The 21,215-nt window shown below is 40.8% G+C and carries 25 protein-coding genes; 14 read left to right on the forward strand and 11 right to left on the reverse strand.

The annotated features are described in order from the left end of the window. Position 1 precedes the first annotated feature (1 nt). The 6 genes from A7P55_RS14130 to yiaA form a co-directional block, all read right to left on the reverse strand. A complete protein-coding gene (locus A7P55_RS14130; protein ID WP_171552577.1) occupies positions 2-880 on the reverse strand; it encodes an ABC transporter ATP-binding protein in 879 nt (292 codons plus the stop codon). 2 nt (positions 881-882) lie between these two features. Further along, complete coding sequence (locus tag A7P55_RS14135; protein ID WP_171552578.1) at positions 883-1,818, reverse strand: ABC transporter permease; 936 nt, start codon at positions 1,816-1,818, stop codon at positions 883-885. A gap of 170 nt (positions 1,819-1,988) precedes the next feature. After that, positions 1,989-2,243: a YfhL family 4Fe-4S dicluster ferredoxin gene (locus A7P55_RS14140; RefSeq protein WP_171552579.1), complete on the reverse strand. Its 255-nt coding sequence runs from the start codon at positions 2,241-2,243 to the stop codon at positions 1,989-1,991. Position 2,244: 1 nt separating this feature from the next. Next, the gene (yegQ, locus tag A7P55_RS14145; RefSeq protein ID WP_171552580.1) at positions 2,245-3,612 is read right to left on the reverse strand and encodes a tRNA 5-hydroxyuridine modification protein YegQ; all 1,368 of its coding nucleotides are present in this window, start codon (positions 3,610-3,612) and stop codon (positions 2,245-2,247) included. 142 nt (positions 3,613-3,754) lie between these two features. Next, a complete protein-coding gene (locus A7P55_RS14150; protein ID WP_016539803.1) occupies positions 3,755-4,183 on the reverse strand; it encodes a hypothetical protein in 429 nt (142 codons plus the stop codon). Between the two features lie 236 nt (positions 4,184-4,419). Continuing rightward, positions 4,420-4,887 (reverse strand): inner membrane protein YiaA, encoded by a 468-nt coding sequence (gene yiaA, locus A7P55_RS14155; protein WP_171552581.1) that lies wholly within the window; start codon positions 4,885-4,887, stop codon positions 4,420-4,422. A gap of 238 nt (positions 4,888-5,125) precedes the next feature. Between yiaA and prfA the strand changes: the two genes are divergently transcribed. Together prfA and prmC are read left to right on the forward strand one after the other, a co-directional pair. Next, positions 5,126-6,214 (forward strand): peptide chain release factor 1, encoded by a 1,089-nt coding sequence (prfA, locus tag A7P55_RS14160; RefSeq protein WP_005212840.1) that lies wholly within the window; start codon positions 5,126-5,128, stop codon positions 6,212-6,214. Continuing rightward, a complete protein-coding gene (gene prmC / locus A7P55_RS14165) occupies positions 6,214-7,032 on the forward strand; it encodes a peptide chain release factor N(5)-glutamine methyltransferase (protein WP_171552582.1) in 819 nt (272 codons plus the stop codon). The genes prfA and prmC overlap by 1 nt, the downstream gene beginning before the upstream one ends. On the opposite strand, the gene A7P55_RS14170 is transcribed toward prmC, so the two are convergent. Both A7P55_RS14170 and A7P55_RS14175 read right to left on the reverse strand, forming a co-directional pair. Next, complete coding sequence (locus A7P55_RS14170) at positions 7,029-7,661, reverse strand: FMN-binding negative transcriptional regulator (RefSeq protein WP_171552583.1); 633 nt, start codon at positions 7,659-7,661, stop codon at positions 7,029-7,031. The genes prmC and A7P55_RS14170 overlap by 4 nt on opposite strands. A 171-nt stretch (positions 7,662-7,832) precedes the next feature. Then, positions 7,833-8,708 carry an alpha/beta hydrolase gene (locus A7P55_RS14175; protein WP_171552584.1) on the reverse strand — a complete coding sequence of 292 codons (876 nt, stop codon included), beginning with the start codon at positions 8,706-8,708 and terminating at the stop codon, positions 7,833-7,835. A gap of 58 nt (positions 8,709-8,766) precedes the next feature. Here A7P55_RS14175 and A7P55_RS14180 point away from each other — a divergent pair, with 58 nt between their 5' ends. After that, the gene (locus tag A7P55_RS14180) at positions 8,767-9,411 is read left to right on the forward strand and encodes a TetR/AcrR family transcriptional regulator (RefSeq protein ID WP_171552585.1); all 645 of its coding nucleotides are present in this window, start codon (positions 8,767-8,769) and stop codon (positions 9,409-9,411) included. Positions 9,412-9,436: 25 nt separating this feature from the next. On the opposite strand, the gene A7P55_RS14185 is transcribed toward A7P55_RS14180, so the two are convergent. Next, positions 9,437-10,486, reverse strand: coding sequence for an AraC family transcriptional regulator (locus tag A7P55_RS14185; RefSeq protein WP_171552586.1), 1,050 nt, complete (start codon positions 10,484-10,486; stop codon positions 9,437-9,439). Positions 10,487-10,629: 143 nt separating this feature from the next. Here A7P55_RS14185 and A7P55_RS14190 point away from each other — a divergent pair, with 143 nt between their 5' ends. Further along, positions 10,630-11,400 (forward strand): SDR family NAD(P)-dependent oxidoreductase, encoded by a 771-nt coding sequence (locus A7P55_RS14190; protein WP_171552587.1) that lies wholly within the window; start codon positions 10,630-10,632, stop codon positions 11,398-11,400. 151 nt (positions 11,401-11,551) lie between these two features. Beyond that, positions 11,552-12,121: a hypothetical protein gene (locus A7P55_RS14195; protein WP_171552588.1), complete on the forward strand. Its 570-nt coding sequence runs from the start codon at positions 11,552-11,554 to the stop codon at positions 12,119-12,121. A 42-nt stretch (positions 12,122-12,163) separates the two neighbouring features. Here A7P55_RS14195 and A7P55_RS14200 read toward each other — a convergent pair whose 3' ends face one another. Together A7P55_RS14200 and A7P55_RS14205 are read right to left on the reverse strand one after the other, a co-directional pair. After that, positions 12,164-12,739, reverse strand: a complete 576-nt coding sequence (locus tag A7P55_RS14200) for a flavin reductase family protein (protein ID WP_171552589.1) — start codon at positions 12,737-12,739, stop codon at positions 12,164-12,166. A gap of 56 nt (positions 12,740-12,795) precedes the next feature. After that, on the reverse strand, positions 12,796-13,815 hold the full coding sequence (locus A7P55_RS14205; protein ID WP_171552590.1) for an AraC family transcriptional regulator: 1,020 nt from the start codon (positions 13,813-13,815) through the stop codon (positions 12,796-12,798). Between the two features lie 278 nt (positions 13,816-14,093). Here A7P55_RS14205 and A7P55_RS14210 point away from each other — a divergent pair, with 278 nt between their 5' ends. The 9 genes from A7P55_RS14210 to A7P55_RS14250 all read left to right on the forward strand — a co-directional run bounded on the left by A7P55_RS14210 (position 14,094) and on the right by A7P55_RS14250 (position 21,180). Continuing rightward, a complete protein-coding gene (locus A7P55_RS14210; RefSeq protein WP_171552591.1) occupies positions 14,094-15,110 on the forward strand; it encodes an alpha/beta fold hydrolase in 1,017 nt (338 codons plus the stop codon). Positions 15,111-15,193: 83 nt separating this feature from the next. After that, complete coding sequence (locus tag A7P55_RS14215) at positions 15,194-16,225, forward strand: lipase secretion chaperone (protein WP_171553250.1); 1,032 nt, start codon at positions 15,194-15,196, stop codon at positions 16,223-16,225. Positions 16,226-16,282: 57 nt separating this feature from the next. After that, on the forward strand, positions 16,283-16,726 hold the full coding sequence (locus tag A7P55_RS14220; RefSeq protein WP_171552592.1) for a hypothetical protein: 444 nt from the start codon (positions 16,283-16,285) through the stop codon (positions 16,724-16,726). Between the two features lie 333 nt (positions 16,727-17,059). Next, on the forward strand, positions 17,060-17,833 hold the full coding sequence (locus tag A7P55_RS14225) for a ThiF family adenylyltransferase (RefSeq protein WP_171552593.1): 774 nt from the start codon (positions 17,060-17,062) through the stop codon (positions 17,831-17,833). Positions 17,834-17,889: 56 nt separating this feature from the next. Further along, the gene (locus tag A7P55_RS14230) at positions 17,890-19,188 is read left to right on the forward strand and encodes an AarF/UbiB family protein (protein ID WP_171552594.1); all 1,299 of its coding nucleotides are present in this window, start codon (positions 17,890-17,892) and stop codon (positions 19,186-19,188) included. Positions 19,189-19,214: 26 nt separating this feature from the next. Further along, positions 19,215-19,595 carry a dihydroneopterin aldolase gene (folB, locus tag A7P55_RS14235; RefSeq protein WP_171552595.1) on the forward strand — a complete coding sequence of 127 codons (381 nt, stop codon included), beginning with the start codon at positions 19,215-19,217 and terminating at the stop codon, positions 19,593-19,595. Beyond that, the gene (locus A7P55_RS14240; protein ID WP_171552596.1) at positions 19,552-19,986 is read left to right on the forward strand and encodes a 2-amino-4-hydroxy-6-hydroxymethyldihydropteridine diphosphokinase; all 435 of its coding nucleotides are present in this window, start codon (positions 19,552-19,554) and stop codon (positions 19,984-19,986) included. The genes folB and A7P55_RS14240 overlap by 44 nt, the downstream gene beginning before the upstream one ends. 40 nt (positions 19,987-20,026) lie before the next feature. After that, on the forward strand, positions 20,027-20,578 hold the full coding sequence (locus tag A7P55_RS14245) for a DUF2799 domain-containing protein (RefSeq protein ID WP_171552597.1): 552 nt from the start codon (positions 20,027-20,029) through the stop codon (positions 20,576-20,578). A 143-nt stretch (positions 20,579-20,721) separates the two neighbouring features. After that, the gene (locus tag A7P55_RS14250) at positions 20,722-21,180 is read left to right on the forward strand and encodes a hypothetical protein (RefSeq protein WP_171552598.1); all 459 of its coding nucleotides are present in this window, start codon (positions 20,722-20,724) and stop codon (positions 21,178-21,180) included. The last annotated feature ends 35 nt before the right edge of the window (positions 21,181-21,215 follow it).

A 21,215-nucleotide genomic window follows, 5' to 3' on the forward strand; every position in this document is an offset into this window, starting at 1 on the left:
TTTATTTCTGTGTACTCATTTGGGTCATACGTGGAATTTTAGGTAAATCTTGTAGTGCAGGGTCGAGTTGTTCCTCTTGGTGATGTACCAACAGATCAACCCGCTGCCGTAATTGTTTAAATTCAGGCGAATGCATCAGTTCCATGCTTCGTGGGCGTGGTAGATTGACCTCGATAATCTCTTTGATCTCGCCCGGATTGGCTTTTAAGGCCACAATACGATCTGCCAATAAAATGGCTTCATCCATATCATGCGTGACAAATAATATGGTGATATCAATGTTTTGCCACAAGTCCATCAAATGCTTTTGCATCTTTTGTCGGGTATAGGGATCGAGTGCACCAAAAGGTTCATCCATGAGTAAAATTTTGGGTTCATTGACCAAGGCACGGGCAATGGCGACACGCTGTTTCATCCCACCAGAAAGTTCATGTGGGAACTGATTTTCATATTTTTCTAAGCCAATAATATTAATCCACTCACGTGCCATTTCTTCGGCACGGGTTTGACTGATACCTTTCATCAAAGGGCCAAACATCACATTTTCTTTGACGGTTTTCCATGGAAATAAGGTATAGCCTTGAAACACCATGCCACGTTCTGAACTCGGGCCTTTAATCTTTTGCCCCTCAACCAGAACCTCACCACTGTGGTAGTCATCTAGACCTGCAATCACACGACTTAAGGTTGATTTTCCACAGCCGGAAGGACCAATCACACAGACAAACTCACGTTTATGAATACGCAAATCAATTTGGTTCAGCACGATTCGTTCAGATGGGCCATGCTGAAAAATTTGCGTCAGTTGCTTGGTTTCCAACATCACGGGACGCGCATAAATATGCTCAAAATAGGCTTTGGCATCAAAATTATCCGTCATATTTATACTCCTTTTTTCCATTTAAACAGTGTGCTGCCGAGTTTCATTAAAATCAAATCACACAACAGTCCAATCACCCCGATAATCAGGATGGCGGCATAAACATTGTCAAAGTTCTGATAACGCGCTTGTTGAGTAATGAACCAGGTAATTCCTGAGGTGGCACCGATCAGTTCCGACACAATCAGATAGGTCCATGCCCAACCGAGCAACACACGTTGATCACGATATATATCGGGTAATGCAGCAGGAATCACCACATGAAACAGACTTTTGAGCTTATTGGTTCCCAGCGTATAACCTGCTTCAACCAAACCGCGATCAACCATTCGAGTGGTATTGGCAATGATCAGAATTTGCTGAAATAAGGTACCAATCACAATAATGGCAATTTTCGGGGCATCATTAATGCCTAAAATCGCCACTGCTAATGCCCCAAAGGCAGGTGCTGGCAGGTAGCGAAAGAACTCGACAAAGGGTTCAGTCAGCTTGGAAATGGTATTGGAAAAGCCACACAGGATGCCCAATGGCACACCGATCAATGAAGAGATAAAAAACGCTGTAAATACAATCTTGATACTGTGCCATAGACTTTGATGCAACCACGGCGCGTCGGCCTGTTGAGGAGGTGTGGTAAAAGAGGTAAATAAGGCCTTCGCCACTTGATGCGGTGCAGGCAAATAAATGGGATTGACCAGAATACCTGTAGGCGGTGTTTTGCCTTGATTGACGGCATCTTGTGCCTCTGCATAATAAGCCTGCTTATCTATTCGGGTGCCTGCCTGTAGATAAGTGGCTGAGCCTGCATTGATAATTTGAACTTGTGGATGCCAGATAAAAGGTAAGTAACTGACACAGCTCCAGATCAGAATGGGAATTAGAAAAGACCCCAAACCCAAATAAAGCTTTTTCCTTTTTGACAGTACTGAATGATGCATAGGTGCACACCCGTAGTAATACTAATTGAATAAAACGTAATACTAAATAGCAAGTTTGATGCCAGTACTGAGCTTAAAAGGGCAAATCATGATGAGTTGTTTTGCGTTGAGGATAGGATAGGCACTTTTCCATGCTTTTAACGGGTTTGTGCCTATCTGTAATCAAGTCTTTAATGCTTGAATAGATTCAGGTTATGGAATTTAATCAGCAGTTGATCAGGAGATTCAACCCACGCTGGGTCAGGCTGAATACAATCGATGGGACAGACAGCGAGACAGGTGGGTGCTGTGTAGAAACCGATGCATTCAGTGCAACGTTGTGGATCAATTTCATAGACTTTTGCACCTTCATTAATCGCTTGATTAGGACATTCAGGCAAACACATATCGCAATTGATACATGCATTGGTAATGATGAGTGTCATCTTAATCAGCCGAATAGGCCAAAGCCGCAGATCGTAACTCGGTTGTGGCATGAGGCAGATTACGAATCAACAGTGCATATTCAATATCGACCTCTGAGGAAAATGGAATTTCCACGATATGGCCTGAACCCTTGGCACTTTCAATGGCATTGCCTTTAAGGTCGCGCATCTGTTCTAATTTGAAGTTGATATTACCTTTGGTTGTCATTAGCTCAAGTGAATCACCAATCACAAAACGGTTTTTAACCTCAATGCGAATATGGTCGCCATGACGTGCAATGACTTCACCGCAAAATTGTTGATAGTCAAAATGCGATGAACCATCGGTATAATTTTGATAATCGCTATGCACATGGCGGCGCAAGAAGCCTTCGGTATAACCACGGTTCGCCAAACCTTCTAGTTGAGTCATCAAGCTAGGATCAAATTCATTACCTATCAGTGCATCATCAATGGCTTTACGATAAATCTGTGCCGTACGGGCACAATAAAAATAAGATTTGGTTCGACCTTCAATCTTTAAAGAAGCAACACCCATTTGAGTCAGACGATCTACATGTTGCACCGCGCGGAGGTCTTTAGAATTCATAAAATAAGTGCCGTGCTCATCTTCTTCAGCGGCAAACATCTCTTCATCATGACGCTGCACCAAAACACTTTGCGACGTATCCGTCGTTTTTGATGGCTGTGAGCAACACTGCTGTTGAGTATCGACTGGTTGAACAGGAATCACGTCCCCATTGGCATCTTCTTGCGCAGTGTGGATTTTATAGTCCCAACGACAGGCATTGGTACAGGCACCTTGATTGGCATCACGTTTATTCATATAACCCGATAACAGGCAACGACCTGAATAGGCCATACACAGTGCACCATGTACGAACACTTCCAGTTCAATGTCTGGGACATGGTTCTGGATTTCTTCGATTTCTTCCAGTGAGAGTTCTCGTGACAAGATCACCCGACTTAAACCATAGTCTTGCCAGAATTTTACCGTGGCCCAGTTAATGGCATTGGCTTGTACCGAGAGATGAATCTGCATCTCAGGAAAATGTTCACGTACCAACATAATCAAACCGGGATCAGACATAATCAGCGCATCGGGCTGCATGGCAATAATCGGTTCAATGTCGCGGATAAAGTTTTTCAGTTTGCTGTTATGCGGCTGGATATTCACCACCACATAAAACTTTTTGCCTAAGGCATGCGCCTCATCAATCCCGATTTTTAAATTGTCATGGTCAAATTCATTGTTCCGCACGCGTAAGCTATAGCGGGGTTGGCCTGCATAGACCGCATCGGCACCATAAGCAAAGGCATAACGCATATTTTTAAGTGAACCAGCAGGAGAGAGTAATTCAGTATTCATAATGCAAAAAAAGGCATATAAAAAATAAGGAATTATTCTAGAAAGTTCAGATTAAGGATTCAACCTAGTGTTTTGCTCAGGATTTTATAGACATTAATGGAAAATCTAGGCCATAAAAAAGCACCCGAAGGTGCTTTTTGAATTAGTGATGACGATGCTTTCTTTTCTTCTTGTATTTCTTAGATTGGTAATTGTCATAGTCGCGGTCTTGTCCGACTTTACGGCCTAGAGCAGAACCACCCGCTGCACCAGCAGCAGCACCAATATAACCACCAGTCGTGCCACCCAGGTTTTTACCGACAGTATAACCACCAACACCACCTAGACCACCACCAATGGCAGCTTCAGTGCGGGTACGTTTGCTACTTGCAGCTGCAGCGCCGCCAGCACCACCGAGAGCAGAACCAATCATTGCGCCGCTGTTTCCACCCATTTCTTTACCAATCGCAGTACCGACCACGCTACCAAGCGCAGACGTTGCAGCAACACGGGTTGCATTATCAGCATGAGCAGCAGTAACCAATGATGAGCTCGCAAAAATAGCAGCACATAACCAAGCATTTAATTTCATTTTTGACTCCGTGTCCGAAATAAAGCGGACCTCTTTTTCATGGCTGCAAATGTAACAAAGTTTGAGTATGAAAGTGTGGAGAAGCTTTTCTGAATTATTACTCTTTGGTTTCTGGATTGTAGTGTTATGTTGCTGAGCTTAGAGGAGAATGCGCGTAAGATACGATTAAACAATAAGATCGTTAAACCTTGCAAAAAAAAATGAAACCTTATTTTAAGGCTCCATTCATTTTTTAATTAATCTAAGGATTCATCTTTCGCAGTTTGCTCTTCGTGTTTGAACTGACGTGGATTGAGTTCAGTCTGCAGACGCTGATAGTTTAAGTCACGAATATTCTTTTGGGTTGCCACCACGCCAAACAGACTCAATAAAAAGGACATGATGTAAAAGCCTTTTTCACTCATGCTCAGTTCGGCATTCCATAAGCTCACCAATAAAAGACCAATACATAGGGCCATCGAAGCCCAACAGAGTCCATAATAAATCGCCGTAACAGGAATCCCTTCCAGTTGATCACGCACGGTTTTCTGCAAAGAAGCTGCGGAAAAAAGTCCATACAGCAAGATCACGAGATAATAACCTTTTTCATGCAAAGGCATATTGGCATTCCAGAGGCCGATCATAAAGCCTACACCACCTGCGAGTAATGCCACCCAACTCGCAGCGATAAAGGCAGAGGTGGGACGGTTTATAGAATTATTCATAAATTATCCTATTGTTTTATCTTTCTATTTGTCTTGCATTATTTATATATAAGCCTTGGTCAGAGAACAAGCACTGAGAACTAAAACTGAACAATTTGTGATGAAATGGGTGTGGAATAGTAAGTTCCCCTGATTCTCTATGTCTTTTAAGCAGTAGAGTCTGTAAACTATGCGCAATTTTTTGATTTTGCTCGTGCTTCGTCGGCACTGAGTCTTTAGATTTTGAGATATTCCACCCATGAAAGCATCACTCCGTTTAAGACTCGATCAACTTTGTGATCGTCACGAAGAGCTGACTGCATTACTCGCTGATGTAGAAGTAATTTCGGACAATAAACGTTTTCGTAAATTGTCTCGTGAACATAATGATTTAACTGAAATCACTGAGGTTTGGAGCAAATATCGTCAAGCGGAAGAAGATATCGAAACGGCTGAAACGATGAAATCAGATCCTGATTTTAAAGACATGGCCGAGGAAGAAATCAAAGAAAATAAAGCACTTTTGGTTGCGCTTGAAGAGCAGTTAAATGTGTTGATGATTCCGAAAGATCCAAATGACGCCAACGCAGCCTATCTTGAGGTTCGTGCGGGTACAGGCGGTGATGAAGCAGCGATCTTTTCGGGCGATTTATTCCGTATGTATAGCAAATACGCTGAAACACAAGGTTGGCGTATTGAAGTGCTTTCTGAAAATGAAGGTGAGCATGGCGGTTATAAAGAGATCATTTGCCGTATTGATGGCGAAGGTGTTTATGGTCGTTTGAAATTTGAAAGTGGTGCGCACCGTGTACAACGTGTTCCTGCGACTGAATCACAGGGCCGTGTACATACTTCGGCTTGTACGGTTGCGATTCTGCCAGAAGTCGATGTAGACACTACAGTTGAAATTAATCCTGCCGATTTGCGTATTGATACTTACCGTGCATCAGGTGCAGGTGGTCAGCATATTAACAAAACCGATTCAGCGGTTCGTATTACCCATATCCCATCAGGTGTAGTGGTGGAATGTCAGGAAGAGCGTTCACAGCACAAGAACAAAGCCAAAGCGATGGCGTTGTTAGTCTCACGTTTAGAAAATGCCAAGCGTGCAGCGGCTGATGCAGCAACTTCAGAAATGCGCCGTGACTTGGTCGGCTCTGGTGATCGTTCAGAGCGTATTCGTACCTATAACTATCCACAAGGTCGTATGACTGACCATCGTATCAACCTGACTTTATATAAGTTAGATGCGATTATGGAAGGTGATTTAACCGAATTGCTAGATAGCTTACATCGTGAATATCAAGCGGATCAGTTGGCGATGCTTGCACAGGAAAATGGCGGCTAATGAATATTGCTCAAGCCTTAGAAATCAAAGGTGAAATTGATAGCTATGAACGTCAAGAGGCGGCGTGGCTACTCGAACATATTTTGGGAATCAATGCCTTAGAACTTAAATTAAGACTTGAGCAAGAACTGACGGAAATACAAGAGCAAGCTTATTTAGACGGGCTGGCTCGTATCGAACAAGGTGAACCTTTGGCCTATGTCACAGGTTCACAACCGTTTTGGACGCTCGATTTAAAAGTTACCCATGACACTTTAGTGCCGCGTCCCGATACCGAAATCCTTGTGGAAACGGTATTAAAACTGCCATTAAGTTCACAAGCCAATATTGTTGACCTAGGTACAGGAACAGGTGCAATTGCTTTGGCACTTGCGAGTGAACGTCCACAATGGCAAGTGACTGCAACTGATATCTATGCCCCGACTTTAGAGGTGGCACAGGACAATGCGGTTCGACATGGTCTCATGCAGGTGAAGTTTGCCTGTGGTGCTTGGTTTGAGGCTTTAGAACAACAACAATTTGATTTGATTGTATCCAATCCGCCGTATATTGATCCTGACGATGTACATATGCAAAAGCTCAAGTCAGAACCTGAGCGTGCATTAATTGCAGATAAGCAGGGCATGGCGGATATTGAGATCATCATTACCCAAGGTAAAGACTGGCTTAAACCGAATGGCTGGATTGTACTTGAACATGGTTATGACCAAGGTCAAGCAGTACGTGATATTTTTGAACAACACGGTTTTGAGCAGATTCAGACCATTCAGGACTATGGCGGAAATGATCGTGTTAGCCTAGGACGAAAATCAGTTTAATCCTCGATATATTGCTGTACTGCATTGGCTAAGCGGCTTTCACTTTGTTGTTGTAGCCCATCCACCACGCCCAAAGCATCTGGCTTTTCCCGATTTTGGCTGAGTTTAAACTTTCCCGTGATTTCTGAGATCGGAATTTCGATCCCGACAATGCCTTGCAGTTCCTGAGCAATATATTCACTTGGTGCATCCGACATTTTCCAAGGCGTTGCTTGTTTGGCTTCATGGGTACGTGTCAGTCTAGCCAAGATACCGCGTAAAGATTTTTCGTCATGCAGGAAATTGATGTTTCCTTTGATATGAATCACTTGATAGTTCCATGTCGGTACATGTCGATGGTGTTGTTGTTTGCTTGGATACCAATTCGGTGAGATATAACCGTGTTCACCCTGAAAAATAATAAGAACTTCAGCGCCGTTTTCAATTTGCGTATGCAGCGGATTATTCTTGGCAATATGTGCAATCAGTGTTGCGGTTTGGTTTCGCTCATCACGCAATAAATGAAAGGGTAAATGATTGGCCTCCAAGCCTTCCGCACTATGACTAATTAAAGTCGCAAAAGGATAGTCTTGAATCAATTGATAGAGTTTTTCAAGATCTGTTTCTTCAAATATTTTAGGTAAATACATTTAAATAAATCCTTGAAAAGCAAATGGAATGCTCCGCGTTATTTCCTTGTCTCAAGCAATCGGTCGAGAGAGCGAAAACTGAACTCATCATACGTTGATTAGAGTCTTTTGTGCTACAGGTTTAGTTTAATAGTCAGTGTGATGATGAGTTTTACTGTGTAGCGGATTGCTTTAAGACGGTTTTGCTAAAAATTGCATCATTTCTTTTTTCACTCTGTTCGGTTGTTCCCAAGGGGTCCAGTGTCCGCAATCCTCTAGCTCAATCACCCGTGGATTTGGAATCAAGCTTTTATAACGAAGCGCCATATGTTGCCCAGAATTCGGATCATTTTTACCATTTATTAATAACATAGGGATTGGGCTATTGATCATGGCATTCACCAGCCGATCACGGTGTTTAAATCGATCAAAAATGGATTGATTTAAACTGACCATGATTTTTTTGCCTTGATTAAAGTTGAGTTGTTCATACCATTGCTTTAATTCTTCAGTGCTGGGTTGATGGTTTGCATCAAACATTTGTCGCATCGATTTTGAAAAAACAGGTAGTGAAATAAGTGGCACAATTAAATGGCCTAAAAAAGAAGCCATTAATTTTTGAATGAAGCGTGGACGATACGCTTCTGCAAACAAACTGCCATTCATAAAAACACCAGATTGAATTGTGAACTTCAACGTTCCTTGCAGTTGTCGATCCAATAACTCCTGAATGACGCCCACACCTAAGTCGTGTCCGATTAAATGCACTTTGTCTAAATTCAAGTGTTCGATTAATGCAATGCATTGATTGGCATGATCTTGAAACGAATAGGCATAGGGTGCTGGTTTATCAGAAAATCCGAGGCCTAATAAATCAATCGCAACAAGTTGATATTGCTCTGAGAGCGTATCCCAGATTTTTGACCAATCATAGGAACTAGTAGGATAGCCATGAATGAGAAATAACGTGTCAGCTTCAGCTTTGTTTGAATACTGATAAAAAAGATTAAAATTATGAAAAGAAAAATAATTTCCAGTCTTATGCCAACTTTGCAGAGTGTGATACATTTTTAATCTCTTTTTATTAAACTTACACTGTAAGGTAAATTACTAGGTAATCATTTTTATGTCAAATACCATTCATCAGAAGGCGAAAACCAAGGGGAGTCTGTCAAAAGAATTTATCGTGAAAACGTCAATTGCGCTGATTGAAGAGATTGGCGTGGAAAAATTTAGTTTGCGTAAACTGGCAGAAAGACTGAATTGCGAGCCGATGAGTATTTATTATCATCTTAAAAATAAAGAGCAGATTTTTGATGAAATTGTCGATTTTCTGATTATAACGATTCAATTCGAAAATAAAGAAGGAACGATCAAACAACAGCTGATTTCGATCGCACAGCAATGGCGAACATTAGCAAAGACCTATCCTAATTTCTTTCCTGTATTGGCGATTCATCAACTAAATACTCATGTTGGTAGTCAGTTTATGAATCAACTTTTAGTGATTTTTAGAGATGCAGGTTTATCCATTCAACAAGGCAGCTATTTTCTCAGAATTTTGAATTATTACTTAATTGGTGCTGGCATTGACGAAGCAAAAGGTTATCAATTGGGCAATTCAGCACTTGAGCCAATCAATCCCGAGCAACGATCAGAGGACTATCCTTTATTGGCACAGGCCATACCGTATTGGACAACTCCGCATTATGATGAGATTTTTAATCTCGGTTTAGACATGCTATTAGTGAAAATCCTGCCGAATGGATAAAAATGGGCATGGCCGCCTTATTTGATTAAATGCTGTTTATCGTGCGTTTGAGTGTTTTAGCGCGATAAGCACCTGGACTGACCCCCGTCCATTTTTTAAAGGCACGATGGAATGCACTTGGGTCATGAAAATGCAGATCATCACTAATCGTTTGAATTGAATCATTGCTTTTACTGAGTCGTTCGATGGCAATATCACAGCGGATGTCATTTTTAAGCTGCTGATAACTGACACCTTCTTGCTTTAAGCGACGTTGAATGGTCGCAGTCGACATATTCAGTTGCTGCGCAATCTCTTTTAGTTCATCCCACTGTGATGGTGGTTGTAATAGCAGTTGACGGCGGATCTGTAAGCTTAATGAGTTCTCATTCTTAAAGCGCACAATCAGGTTATAAGGCGTGTGTTTGAGAAAATCTTTGAGCGCTTGTTTATCTTTTTTGATTTTATGCTTGAGATAATGGGCGTCAAACTCGATTTGGTTTTGCTCGGCATTAAATTGAATGTTCTCGCAAAAACGCACCCGATAATCTTGTAGTTCTACAGGTGGATGGCATCTAAAACTCATTTTATGAAAGCCAATCCGTTGATCACTCAACCAGCACATTAAACTATGCACCAGCATTAAGTAGGTCGAATAGGTAAACATCCGTTTGGGGTGCTCACGATCATGCAAGATCAGATAGGCTTTACTGCCTTTTTGAATCAGTTCACCGCGAATATCATCTAGTACTAGACTTAAAAACTTTAAAATTTCTTGGATGGCTTGCTCAAGGGTTTCGGTATTAAACGCTAATTTTGCTAATAGGCTATAACTGCCTCGGCGCATGGGATGAGTATCCATACCAAGAAATTCATCATTCATACTTTCCGCAACTTCGACCCATAACTGCGCACATTGTGTCACAGGCACTCGTGCCTTGGAGGAGGTTAAGAGCTCAGCTGAAATACCTGCTCGATTGGCGATATTGACAATATTCAACCCACGACTGGCGGCGACACTCAACGCTTCACGAATTAAAGCATTTGAAATGGTGTCCTTAGTCGAATTAAGATCGAGGTTGAGGTTTTTGTTCATATATCAATAAAATACAGGAGAAGAATGAAATCGAATGCTCAAAAGCCGCAGCAAATTTGCTACTTTTTGAAATTGTATCGGAAAAAACTTGCCTTTAGGCTTAGTTATAAAAATTTATATCTTTAATTTGATAGGAAACGTAAATGAAAATTCAGGGAAAACATTTTGTTATTACAGGTGGCGGTTCAGGTTTAGGTGCAGCAACAGCGGAATATTTAGTTGAAAAAGGTGCTTCTGTCACTTTGGTCGATATGAATATCGACGCTGGAGAACAGCAAGCACAGGCCTTGGGTGCAGCAGCAGAATTTGTAAAATTAGATGTGACTGATGAAGCGGCAGCAGAACAGTTCTTTAAAGATGTATTGGCGAAACATGGCAGTGTTTATGGTCTGATCAACTGTGCCGGCATTGGTCCATCTGCAAAAGTGGTGGGTAAAGAAGGCGTACATGATCTGGCTATGTTCTCTAAAACCTTGCATATCAATGTCACAGGGACATTCAATATGCTGCGTTTTGCAGCAGATGCGATGAGTAAAAACACGGTTGCTGAAGGCGATGAAGATCGAGGCGTGATTGTGAATACCGCGTCAGTGGCGGCCTTTGATGGTCAGATTGGACAAGCGGCTTATTCAGCATCAAAAGGTGCTGTGGTGGCGATGACTTTACCGATTGCACGTGAGTTAGCGCGGCATGGTATTCGTGTCATGACCATTGCTCCAGGGATTATGGAAACCCCAATGTTGAAAGGCTTGCCGCAAAATGTGCAAGATGCTTTAGGACAAATGGTGCCTTATCCATCACGTTTAGGTCGCCCAGAAGAGTTTGCGCGTTTAGTGGCACATATTGCTGAAAATTCCTATCTCAATGGTGAAGTGATTCGTTTGGATGGTGCAATCCGTATGGCTGCCAAGTAAATTTTATTTTAATTCAGACATTAAACTCTGATTTAATTTTAAGCCGTTGTGGATGTCACAGCGGTTTTTTTCTTTGATATTTAATATTGTTTCCGAAACGATTTCGTTTTAAGGTCGAATCAGAATATTGATGTGGATGATAATAAAAACGATGAAAGCAATGATCTTTTTATCTGCTGCAATGACTGTGTCTTTAGCTGGTTGCGTGGGCAACATGAACCCGACGGGCGGCAACTCAAGACCGAATTATCCCTACTATGTAACACAGCAACCGATGCTGGTTAAAAAAATTTATGTTCCAGCAGGAACGACTTTGGTCTATGAGGAACAGTATTTCAAAAAAGGCAAACAGCCTCAGATCATGTCAGAAAATAAACTGACCGATATTCGATTGCCTATTGGTCAAAGCATAGATTGGGGTGGTGTACCAGTTACCATGATTTCGCAGTTTTTTAATTCATCCATGCGCGGCTATTCTGTATATGCCGACTTTAAAAAATTAGATGCAAATAAACGAACCAGATTTTCTCAGCTATGGCAGAGTTGTGATGATGATCTAGGTATCAGTATCAAAGATCGAAAGGATTGGTCATTTAATAAAGCCAATATTGCTGATGTACAAAGCTGTAGTGGTCTTTATCAACGTTACTTTAAAAATGACCAAGAACAGCAGCAATTCTTGGATCTTATGTACAGTGAGTTGATGAAAATCAATGATTAATAAAAGAGGCAAAGCTGGTTTGGCCTTGCCTTATATCGAAGACTATTTGGCCTTAACTTCATCACCAATCAGATAAAATGTACCGCCTGCAATGTAATGCAGACTACGCAACTCTTTACTGGCCTCTTGGAAGTGCCAATGCCCATCGCGGAATACCCGTGAATCAGCCCAAGCACCCACCACTGAGCCGATAAATAGATCATGCGCTTGTTGATTGTGTGGTTCTGGAATCACTTTACAGATCAGCCAAGCTAGACTACCTGCCACCAGTGGGACAGGAAAATCATCTTGGTAAAACAATTCTGTTTTGCATTCTTCTAACTTATTAGGATGATCAAACTGGCTAATGCTTCCAAGTTGATGCACCATATCAAGTTGCGCATAGCAGGGCACTTGCAAGGCAAAATAACCACTTTGCTCAACCAATTGGCGAGTCTTGGTACTTTTATCTAGAACCACTGTAACTTTGGCTGGCGTAAGTTCCAGTGCGCAGGCCCAAGCTGCTGCCATGACATTGCGCTCTTGTCCATACTGAGCAGAAACCAAAACTGTCGGGCCATGATTGAGCAGGCGATAAGCTTTAGAAAGTTCAACAGCGGTAATTTCTGGCTGACTCATAAAACATCCACAAGATTGAGACATTGCTCCATTGTTGCATAAACTCCCCTAAAATTTTATTCAATTTCCCAACGTTTATAGGCACGATTAAAACTTGAGAGAGAGGAATACCCCAATTTTTTAGCAAGCTGATCTTTGGTCATAAAAGGATTCAGCATCAGTTTCTTAGCTTTTTCCTTTCTTACTTCATCATACAAGGTTTGAAAGCTGATCATTTTTTCTTGCAGCATTCGTTGTAAGGTTCTTTTGGTGAGGTTTAGCTTTTGAGCAACCTGATCAATACTCTGTAAGCCTTCTGTTTTATCATCAATCAGATATTTGACCCGTTGTAAAATATCTTGCGTCGCAAGCAGTTCATCCAGCTCTTTTTGGCACAGTAATTTAAACTTTTCTGCTGTGAGCGGATCAGCCATACTGAGGGGTGCATCTAGAAAAGTTGCAGCGGCAATTAAGCGGGTATAAGGCTGCTCATAGCTTATTTCTGCAAAAGTCGACGCTAAAATGTCACTAAAACGAGAAAAATAATTAGGGTATTTACATTGTAGGTCGATGCTAGGTTTAAAGTCTGGAATAAAGAAACGGACTAAATGGACAAAACCAGTCAGAAAGAAAATACAGCTAAATTCGTAGGCTTGTGTATCTGATTCATCATTAAAATTCAGTAAGGAACGATCATAGGCAATGCTGTAATAGGCGAGCTCATCTTCAACTTTAAAATTTAATTCGACAAATGAACATTGCAAACTGACAAATTGGTTAATGGTTTCAATCGCTTCTAAAGCATTTTTTGAAATGGCAACGGTAAAACCGAGTAAGCCATGCGAACTGATTTTTAACTGCGTACCTGCATAAAAACCGATGCCTTGTTCTTGTGTTAACTCAATGGTTCGGGCAATCACTTTTTTAAAGGTATTCAGGCTGATCTTATCATTGAGATCAGATAGTTTTTCGATTTCAACACCCGTACCCCAAAATAAGGTTTCAGCTGAAATATTCCATCGTGATACCACCTCACTCAGTAGGTGTGCATAAGAGCTACTAATAAAATGCTGATTATGAAGACGGGGAATACTCATAGTGCGAAGTAAATTCCATTTTAAAGCTGATCCAATTCATTCTGAAATTAAAGCAGAGTGATGGATTTGAAAATGTGCATTCATCGGAATTTTTTCAATCCAGCGTAATTTTGGCACGAATTGTTATGATTTTGGCACAGTTTGTTTTAGTCTAAAAATCACACAATATCTCGAGGGAGTATAATTTTTGCCAGTCGTTTGTATGCTCGGAATGATTCCAGATACGAAGAAAAAGACTAAATCGTTGTAATAAAAATGAAAAATGCTAGGAGCAAAACGTGAAGAAAAAATATTTAAATGTCATGGCGCTAATGGCGGGCATAGTGGTGAGTAGTGGATCTGTGGTACATGCAGGTTTGTTCGATTTTTTTGCACCAAAGGCATCATGGCAAAACTGTAATGTGAACTCTTGTTCAGTCGGCGGTAGCACCAGTGTTACATCAAGCTATGCAAAAACCAAGTATCCAATTCTACTCGCGCACGGGATGGCTGGCTTCTCTGCTGTTGGCCCTTTGCAATATTGGAATGGCATTACCGAGGACTTGGTGGGCAATGGTGCGAATGTCTTTGTTGCACAGCAAGCTTCTTTTAATTCATCGGAGGTACGCGGCGAGCAGTTATTGCTACAGGCGAAGCAAGTGTTGGCGATTACTGGCGCGGAGAAAATTAACTTAATTGGTCATAGTCATGGCTCTCAATCGGTTCGTTATGTCGCAAGTTTGTTACCTAACAAAGTTGCTTCTGTTACAGCAGTAGGTGGTCCAACCAAAGGTTCAGATGTTGCAGATGTGGTTGACTCAGTGGTTAAATCACCTGTTGGCCCAGCACTTGCACCTATTATTGCAGCAGGGGTCAACGCCTTCTTCTCGTTGGTTGGGATTGGTTCAGGACATTATTATGATCAAGATGCACTGGCGGGCTTAGGTTCATTAACCACTAAAGGTTCCGCCAATTTTAACCAACGTTTTCCAGCAGGGGTACCAACCACAGCATGTGGTTCAGGAACAGAACTGGTCAACGGTGTACGTTATTATTCATGGAGTGGAACCAGTCCATTTACCAATGCTTTAGACCCAATGGACTATGCATTAACGGCAACTTCTTTACTGATTTCTGGTGAAAATGATGGCTTAGTGCCGCGTTGTTCGAGCCATTTGGGTACTGTGATTCGTGACAATTATGCATTTAACCATTTGGATGAAGTCAATCAAATCCTCGGTTTAGTTGGATTCTTACAGAATCCAGTAACACCTTATCGCACTCAAGCAAATCGTTTAAAAAATCAAGGTTTATAATTCATTTGCCAAAGGAGTAATCCGTTGCTCCTTTGGTTTTAACGGTTCAAACAAAGAAAGAATGATAAATAGAGCAAGGGATGATGAACGGTAAATTTTTGAATAATAAGACCATCAGTATAGTTTTAATCGCATGTTTATTGCTCTTATTGGCTTTAATCTATTGGATATTTAAACCAGATCCTCAAAATACCCAGCATATGCCGAATCAACAGGCTCGATCACAGGTCTCTGAAAATGGTTTAGTGGCAAGTCCGCAGAATAATCAAAAAGGTAAAATGCCTGAATTAGCATCTTCATTGCGAGGCACAGAAATTGATTGTCCGATTCAGGTTGATGCCAATGGTAAATTGATTTTAACCGTTGGGATTCGCAGTTGTTTTGATTATTTCTTTTCTAGTTTAGGTGAAAAAACTGAAACGGAACTGATTGCTGATATTCGACAGTATCTCACTGCGACTTTGCCCGACACGGCTTCAAGTTATGCGAGCTATCTGTTAGATCAATATGTAGCCTATACCCATGCCTTAAAAAATATAAAACCGACGGGTAACTTTAAAACAGGTGATATTGAGGGTTATCAAAAAGTGATTGAGCAGATGTACAAAGTACAGCAGCAGTTTTTTAATGCGGCCGAGATCAATGCTTTATTTGGCAATGAACGTAACTTGAACCAGTTTAATATTGATCAAATGCGTATTCATGCCAATAAAACCCTGACCGCTCAGCAAAAGGCGGCTGAGTTGGCGAAATTGATTGATCAACTTCCAACAACATTGGCTGATGGGGTTCGGGTTTCGATGCAATTTGCTGAATTGCAACAATTAACCCAAGAGGTGCGAGAAAAGGGTGGTTCTGCTCAAGAGCTGCGCAATATGCGTGAAAGCTTATTAGGGCCTGAAGCGGCGGATCGTTTAGAGAAAGTCGATCAAGAAGAAGCAGGATGGCAAACGCAGGTGAATGGATATTTGGCTGAACGTGACCAAATTTTAAAAAGCGATGCGAGTGATGCCAGTAAACAGCAATCGATTAATCAGTTACGTAATCAATCCTTTGGAACTAAAGAAGATTTATTAAGAGCTCAGTCTTATGAAATGATGCATGATCGGAAGTAGAGTCAAAGTAATGGATGGAAATATAATCGGTAATAATTTTATTAGGCAAAGTTGAATATGTATGTGGCTGATTATATTGGTTTAGCATTGATCCAAGACATAGAGGAGAATAGTTCCCCGCAGTCTGAAGTCATGGTTAGGGGAAAAAAGACAGGGGTTATGGTTGAGGGTAAAGTGTTAGAAGGTGTGGTTTGTGTATATTCTCACTGCTATCTTCTTTTCCTTAGCCATGATTGTATCTTTGAGGAAACTTTAACTTTGGTCTTAGTCGATTTGGATAAAAATATATTGTTGGAGTCATTATGGATAGGGCTGGCTTATCAGACAGATATCTTTACTGGCCCGAGGATATGTGATGATAAAATCTTATTTGAATTTTTAGCCGAAAAAACATGGGTTCTTCAAGTATTACAAACTGCCAGAATTAGATTTCCTATTTCTTTAAACGCTTTGATACATCGTGGTTTTCGATTTAAATCTTATCTCCAGTTAGAACATTAATTTATGTGACGTATGCCAGTCATGAACTGGACTTGTGTATTTTTAACGTGATGCTTGTATTTCTAAATGACGTATGCCGTCATGAACTATAAAATAATGAAAATAATATAAGCTAAAACATCAAGTTATATCCCAAAAGGCAGAAATACCCAAAGTTTTTAACTGATATAGTAACTTATTGATTTTATTAAGCTGTTAAAGAGTAAGAAAAATATTGGGGTAAAAATAGCTTTTTGTCAAAAGAAAACAGTGTTCGTTCCAATTTATTACTTTCCTCAAACCCTACATCGACTTAAAATCAGCATTACCCTTGATGATAAAGAAGCAAGTCACGTGTCAGACCATTTAGAAAACGAATTTGAGCTAAGCAATGAGGAAATGCATCTCTATAGTCGTCAGATTTTATTAGATGGTTGGGATATCGAAGCACAAGAAAAACTAAAACTCGCAAATGTGTTGATTATCGGTGCAGGTGGAATCGGCTGTACCAGTGCCGAGCTGTTGGCACGTGCAGGTGTAGGGAAAATTACCATTGTCGATGCCGATACGATTGAAATGAGTAATCTGCAAAGACAAATCGCATTTACAGCAAATGATTTAGGTCGATACAAAGCTGAAATATTGGCTAAACATCTAAAAGACATCAATCCGCATATACAGGTCAGCTATCAAAATATACGATTCGATGAAACGAATGCTGATGAACTCGTACAGCATCAAGATGTAGTCTTAGATGGCTGTGATAATTTTACCACCCGTTATCTTGTCAATGCAGTGTGTAGAAAACATCAAGTACCACTGATCAGTGCTTCAGCGATTGGTTTTGAAGGGCAGATGTTTATGGTGGATGCTGATTCAGCCTGTTATGAATGCCTTTTTCCGAAAGAGGATCATGTCAATGAAGGGCAGCGTTGTGCGGATTCAGGTGTACTGGCCACCACACCTGTAATGATAGCGTCATTACAAGCACATCACACATTGCTATTTTTAGGCTTAGGTTTAACTCCACTCAAGCAAAAACTATTGCTTTGGAATGGCTTAAATTTAACGCAACGTATTCTTAAATTTGAAAAAGATGTAAATTGTCCAGTTTGTCAGGCAACTTGATCGGTAAATTGAGCAAAATTTGCTAAACTAAAGCCATCTGTGAGGCAAGAAAGATTATGAAAAGAAATATTTTATTCGATGGATTACGCTCTGTTGCACGTATTGGTGAAACAGTAGTGGTTGCAGCACAAGCAGGTGTGAAATATGCAACTGAAAAACCAAGCAACGCCAAACTTATGCGTGAGACCTTTGAATCGCTTGGTTCGACGTATATTAAACTGGGTCAATTTATCGCCAGCACGCCGTCTTTATTCCCACGTGAGTACGTTCAGGAATTCCAAGGCTGTTTAGATCAAACCCCAACCTTACCGTTTAGCTATATTCAAAAAGTATTGGCTGAAGAGTTTGAAGGACGCAATCTCAATGAAATTTTCAGTTTTATTGACGAAAAACCTTTGGCTTCAGCCTCAATTGCACAAGTCCATGCCGCTCGACTGGTTACGGGTGAAGATGTGGTATTAAAGGTGCAAAAACCTGGTGTTGAAACCATTTTATATACCGACTTAAATGTGGTGCATTGGGCGACAAAGCTACTTGAAAGAGCTGTTCCAAAAATCAAGTTTGCCTCGTTGTCTGAAATCGTAGATGAGATCAAAACACGTATGGTACGTGAAGTTGATTTTATTGAAGAAGCTCAGAACCTAGATGACTTTATCCAATATTTGAATGTGTCAGGCAATCAAGCGGCAACTGCACCAAAGGTTTATCACCAGTTTTCAACGCGTCGTGTGCTCACTATGCAGCGTTTATATGGTGTGTCATTGACTGACTTTGATGTGGTAAAACAATATGCCAAAGACCCAACACAGGTCTTGATTACTGCGATGAATACTTGGTTTGGCAGTTTAATGCTATGTAAGAGTTTCCATGCTGATTTACATGCAGGCAATCTGATGCTACTTGAAGATGGTCGTGTTGGTTTTATTGATTTCGGTATTGTTGGGCAGCTAAACCCTGAGGTATGGACAGCATGTATGGCGTTTATGGATGCTTTACAGCATACCAATTACAACGCAATGGCTGAAAATATGCTGAAAATGGGCATGACTCATCAGAAAATTGATACTCAAGTTTTGGCTGATGACTTAGAGCGTTTATTTAGCGGTGTGTTATTGGCAGATCCGCAAGAAATTCTGAGTTCCAATCCTGCAGATTTGAATGACATCATGATGGATATGGTGGCTGTAGGTGAGCGTCACGGTATCAAATTCCCGCGTGACTTCGCCTTGTTATTCAAGCAAATGCTATATTTTGATCGTTTCATGCGTGTTCTCGCACCATATACCGATATTTATGCTGACCAACGTTTAAAAATGGTTCACAATATTGAACCTGCTTCGTTTTTAAAGCATTAATTTATTTATCGGTTCATTAGGTCATTATGGATGCCATTATAATTGAAGGGTTGAAGGTTGATACTGTCATTGGTTGTTTCAACTGGGAACGCCAAATTATTCAACCTTTAATGCTAGATCTCACCATTCATAATGATCTAACTCAAGCTGCACAATCAGATGAGCTAGAAGATACCCTCAACTATGCGCAAATCTGTGAGCTTGCAGCTCAGGTGATTCAACAAGCCCAACCCAAACTGATTGAGCATGCAGCACAATTGGTACTCGAATGTCTATTTACGACTTTCCCCTCGATCGAATCGATCAGTATCACCATTCGCAAACCCGCCATCATTGCACAAGCCAATGCAGTAGGAATTCGCCTTGAACGCAACAGAAACAATTTTTGCGCTCGCACTGGCGAGTAATGTCCAGCAACAACAAAATTTCACTTTTGCCTATGAACAGCTCTCAAGTTTGGGCACAGTGGAGTTTTCTCCAATTTATGAAATTCCTTGTCGGGATGGAATCGGGGCTGATTATTGGAATTCAGCCTGCTTATTAAAAAGTAAACTTCATGTGGATAAAGTGATTGAGACCCTGAAAAAACTAGAAGCGCAATCTGGGCGGGTTCGTCCATCACACCATATCAGTTTGGATATTGATGTGATTGCGTGGGGTGAAACATTAGAACATATGCAATTTAATCCAAAAAAGTTACCATTGGCTTTGGATGTAAAAATTCCTTTATATGATTTATGGCAGCACGCAGATTTAGCCTATCTTCAAAGTATGCATTATCCTGTCATTACAATGTAATACTTTAATAAGGTAACACTATAATAATAGGAAGTTTTTTATGAAACTTATTTTAATTTTATTGACTTTAACGGTTTTACTTTCGGGTTGTGCGGCCATGAGTGTCGAGCAATGCAAAACAGCAAATTGGTTTAGTGTGGGCGAAAGAGATGGCTCCGATGGGCATGAATCACGTTTAGATAAATACTATTCTTCCTGTCAAAAAGCCAATATTGTGCCCAATCAAAAGCTATATGAACAAGGCTATCAAAAAGGTTTGGGCTATTACTGCCGACCAGAAATTATCTTTAGTGAAGCGCTCGAAGGCCGTGGTGATATTCGGGTTTGTCCAATTGAAAAGCGTGAATCCTTGCGTAGTTACTATCAAGTCGCTTATGAGTATTATCAAGCGGATTCAGAGTTTAATCGCTCCCAAAATGATATGAACCGTTATTTAAAAGAGCTGGAACGAAAAGACCTTTCAAGCAAAGTAAGGGATGATTATCAAAAGCGTTTATATGATTTGCGTATCAATAGTAGCTGGGTACAGTCACGTTATCATCAAGCTGTCAGAGATCTAGAACGTTTTAAAGCAGAACATGGTTTATATTGAACCGTTCAGTTTTAGCATCTGATTTAAAAAAACCCATGGTCGCATCCATGGGTTTTTGTTTGCGACGAAACACATTTGAGTTACATACGGCTGTATACAGGGATGTTTAAATAGATAACAAGCGAATAATGAAGGAATTATTTATGCGAGCCAAGTTACTTATTGCCTTGGGGATTGTTCTCTATGGCAGCATGAACTCAGCCTATGCAATTGATGCCAAGTATCGACAACAATTAGAACAATCAGGTTGCACCCAAGTCAGTGAAGCACAGGGCTGTGATATAACGAAAAGCAAAGAGGAAAATAGCAAGGCGGGTTTTGTTGAGCAAACGGTAGACGTATCAAGTCCGAGTATATCGACACAGCAACCGCAGTGGATTGCAGAAAGATCAGATGGCACAACTTTGGCTCTGATTAAAATTGATCAGCAGCAACGGGTTTGGGTCAATGACACGCGTGTTATTGCAGTAAAGAAGAATGATCAGTTGAGTTTTAGACAGGGTAAAATCGACTACACCATTTTTACCGATTTAGACAAGCAGTCACAAAGCTTTTGGAGTGACCGTTATTCAACGGATAAAGGCAAAATTGTATTTCGTTAATTTTGATTGTGTCAGTTAAAAGAAAAGGGAATTAC

Origin of the sequence: Acinetobacter sp. Ac_5812, from assembly GCF_013072695.1 — a bacterium.
Lineage (GTDB): Bacteria > Pseudomonadota > Gammaproteobacteria > Pseudomonadales > Moraxellaceae > Acinetobacter.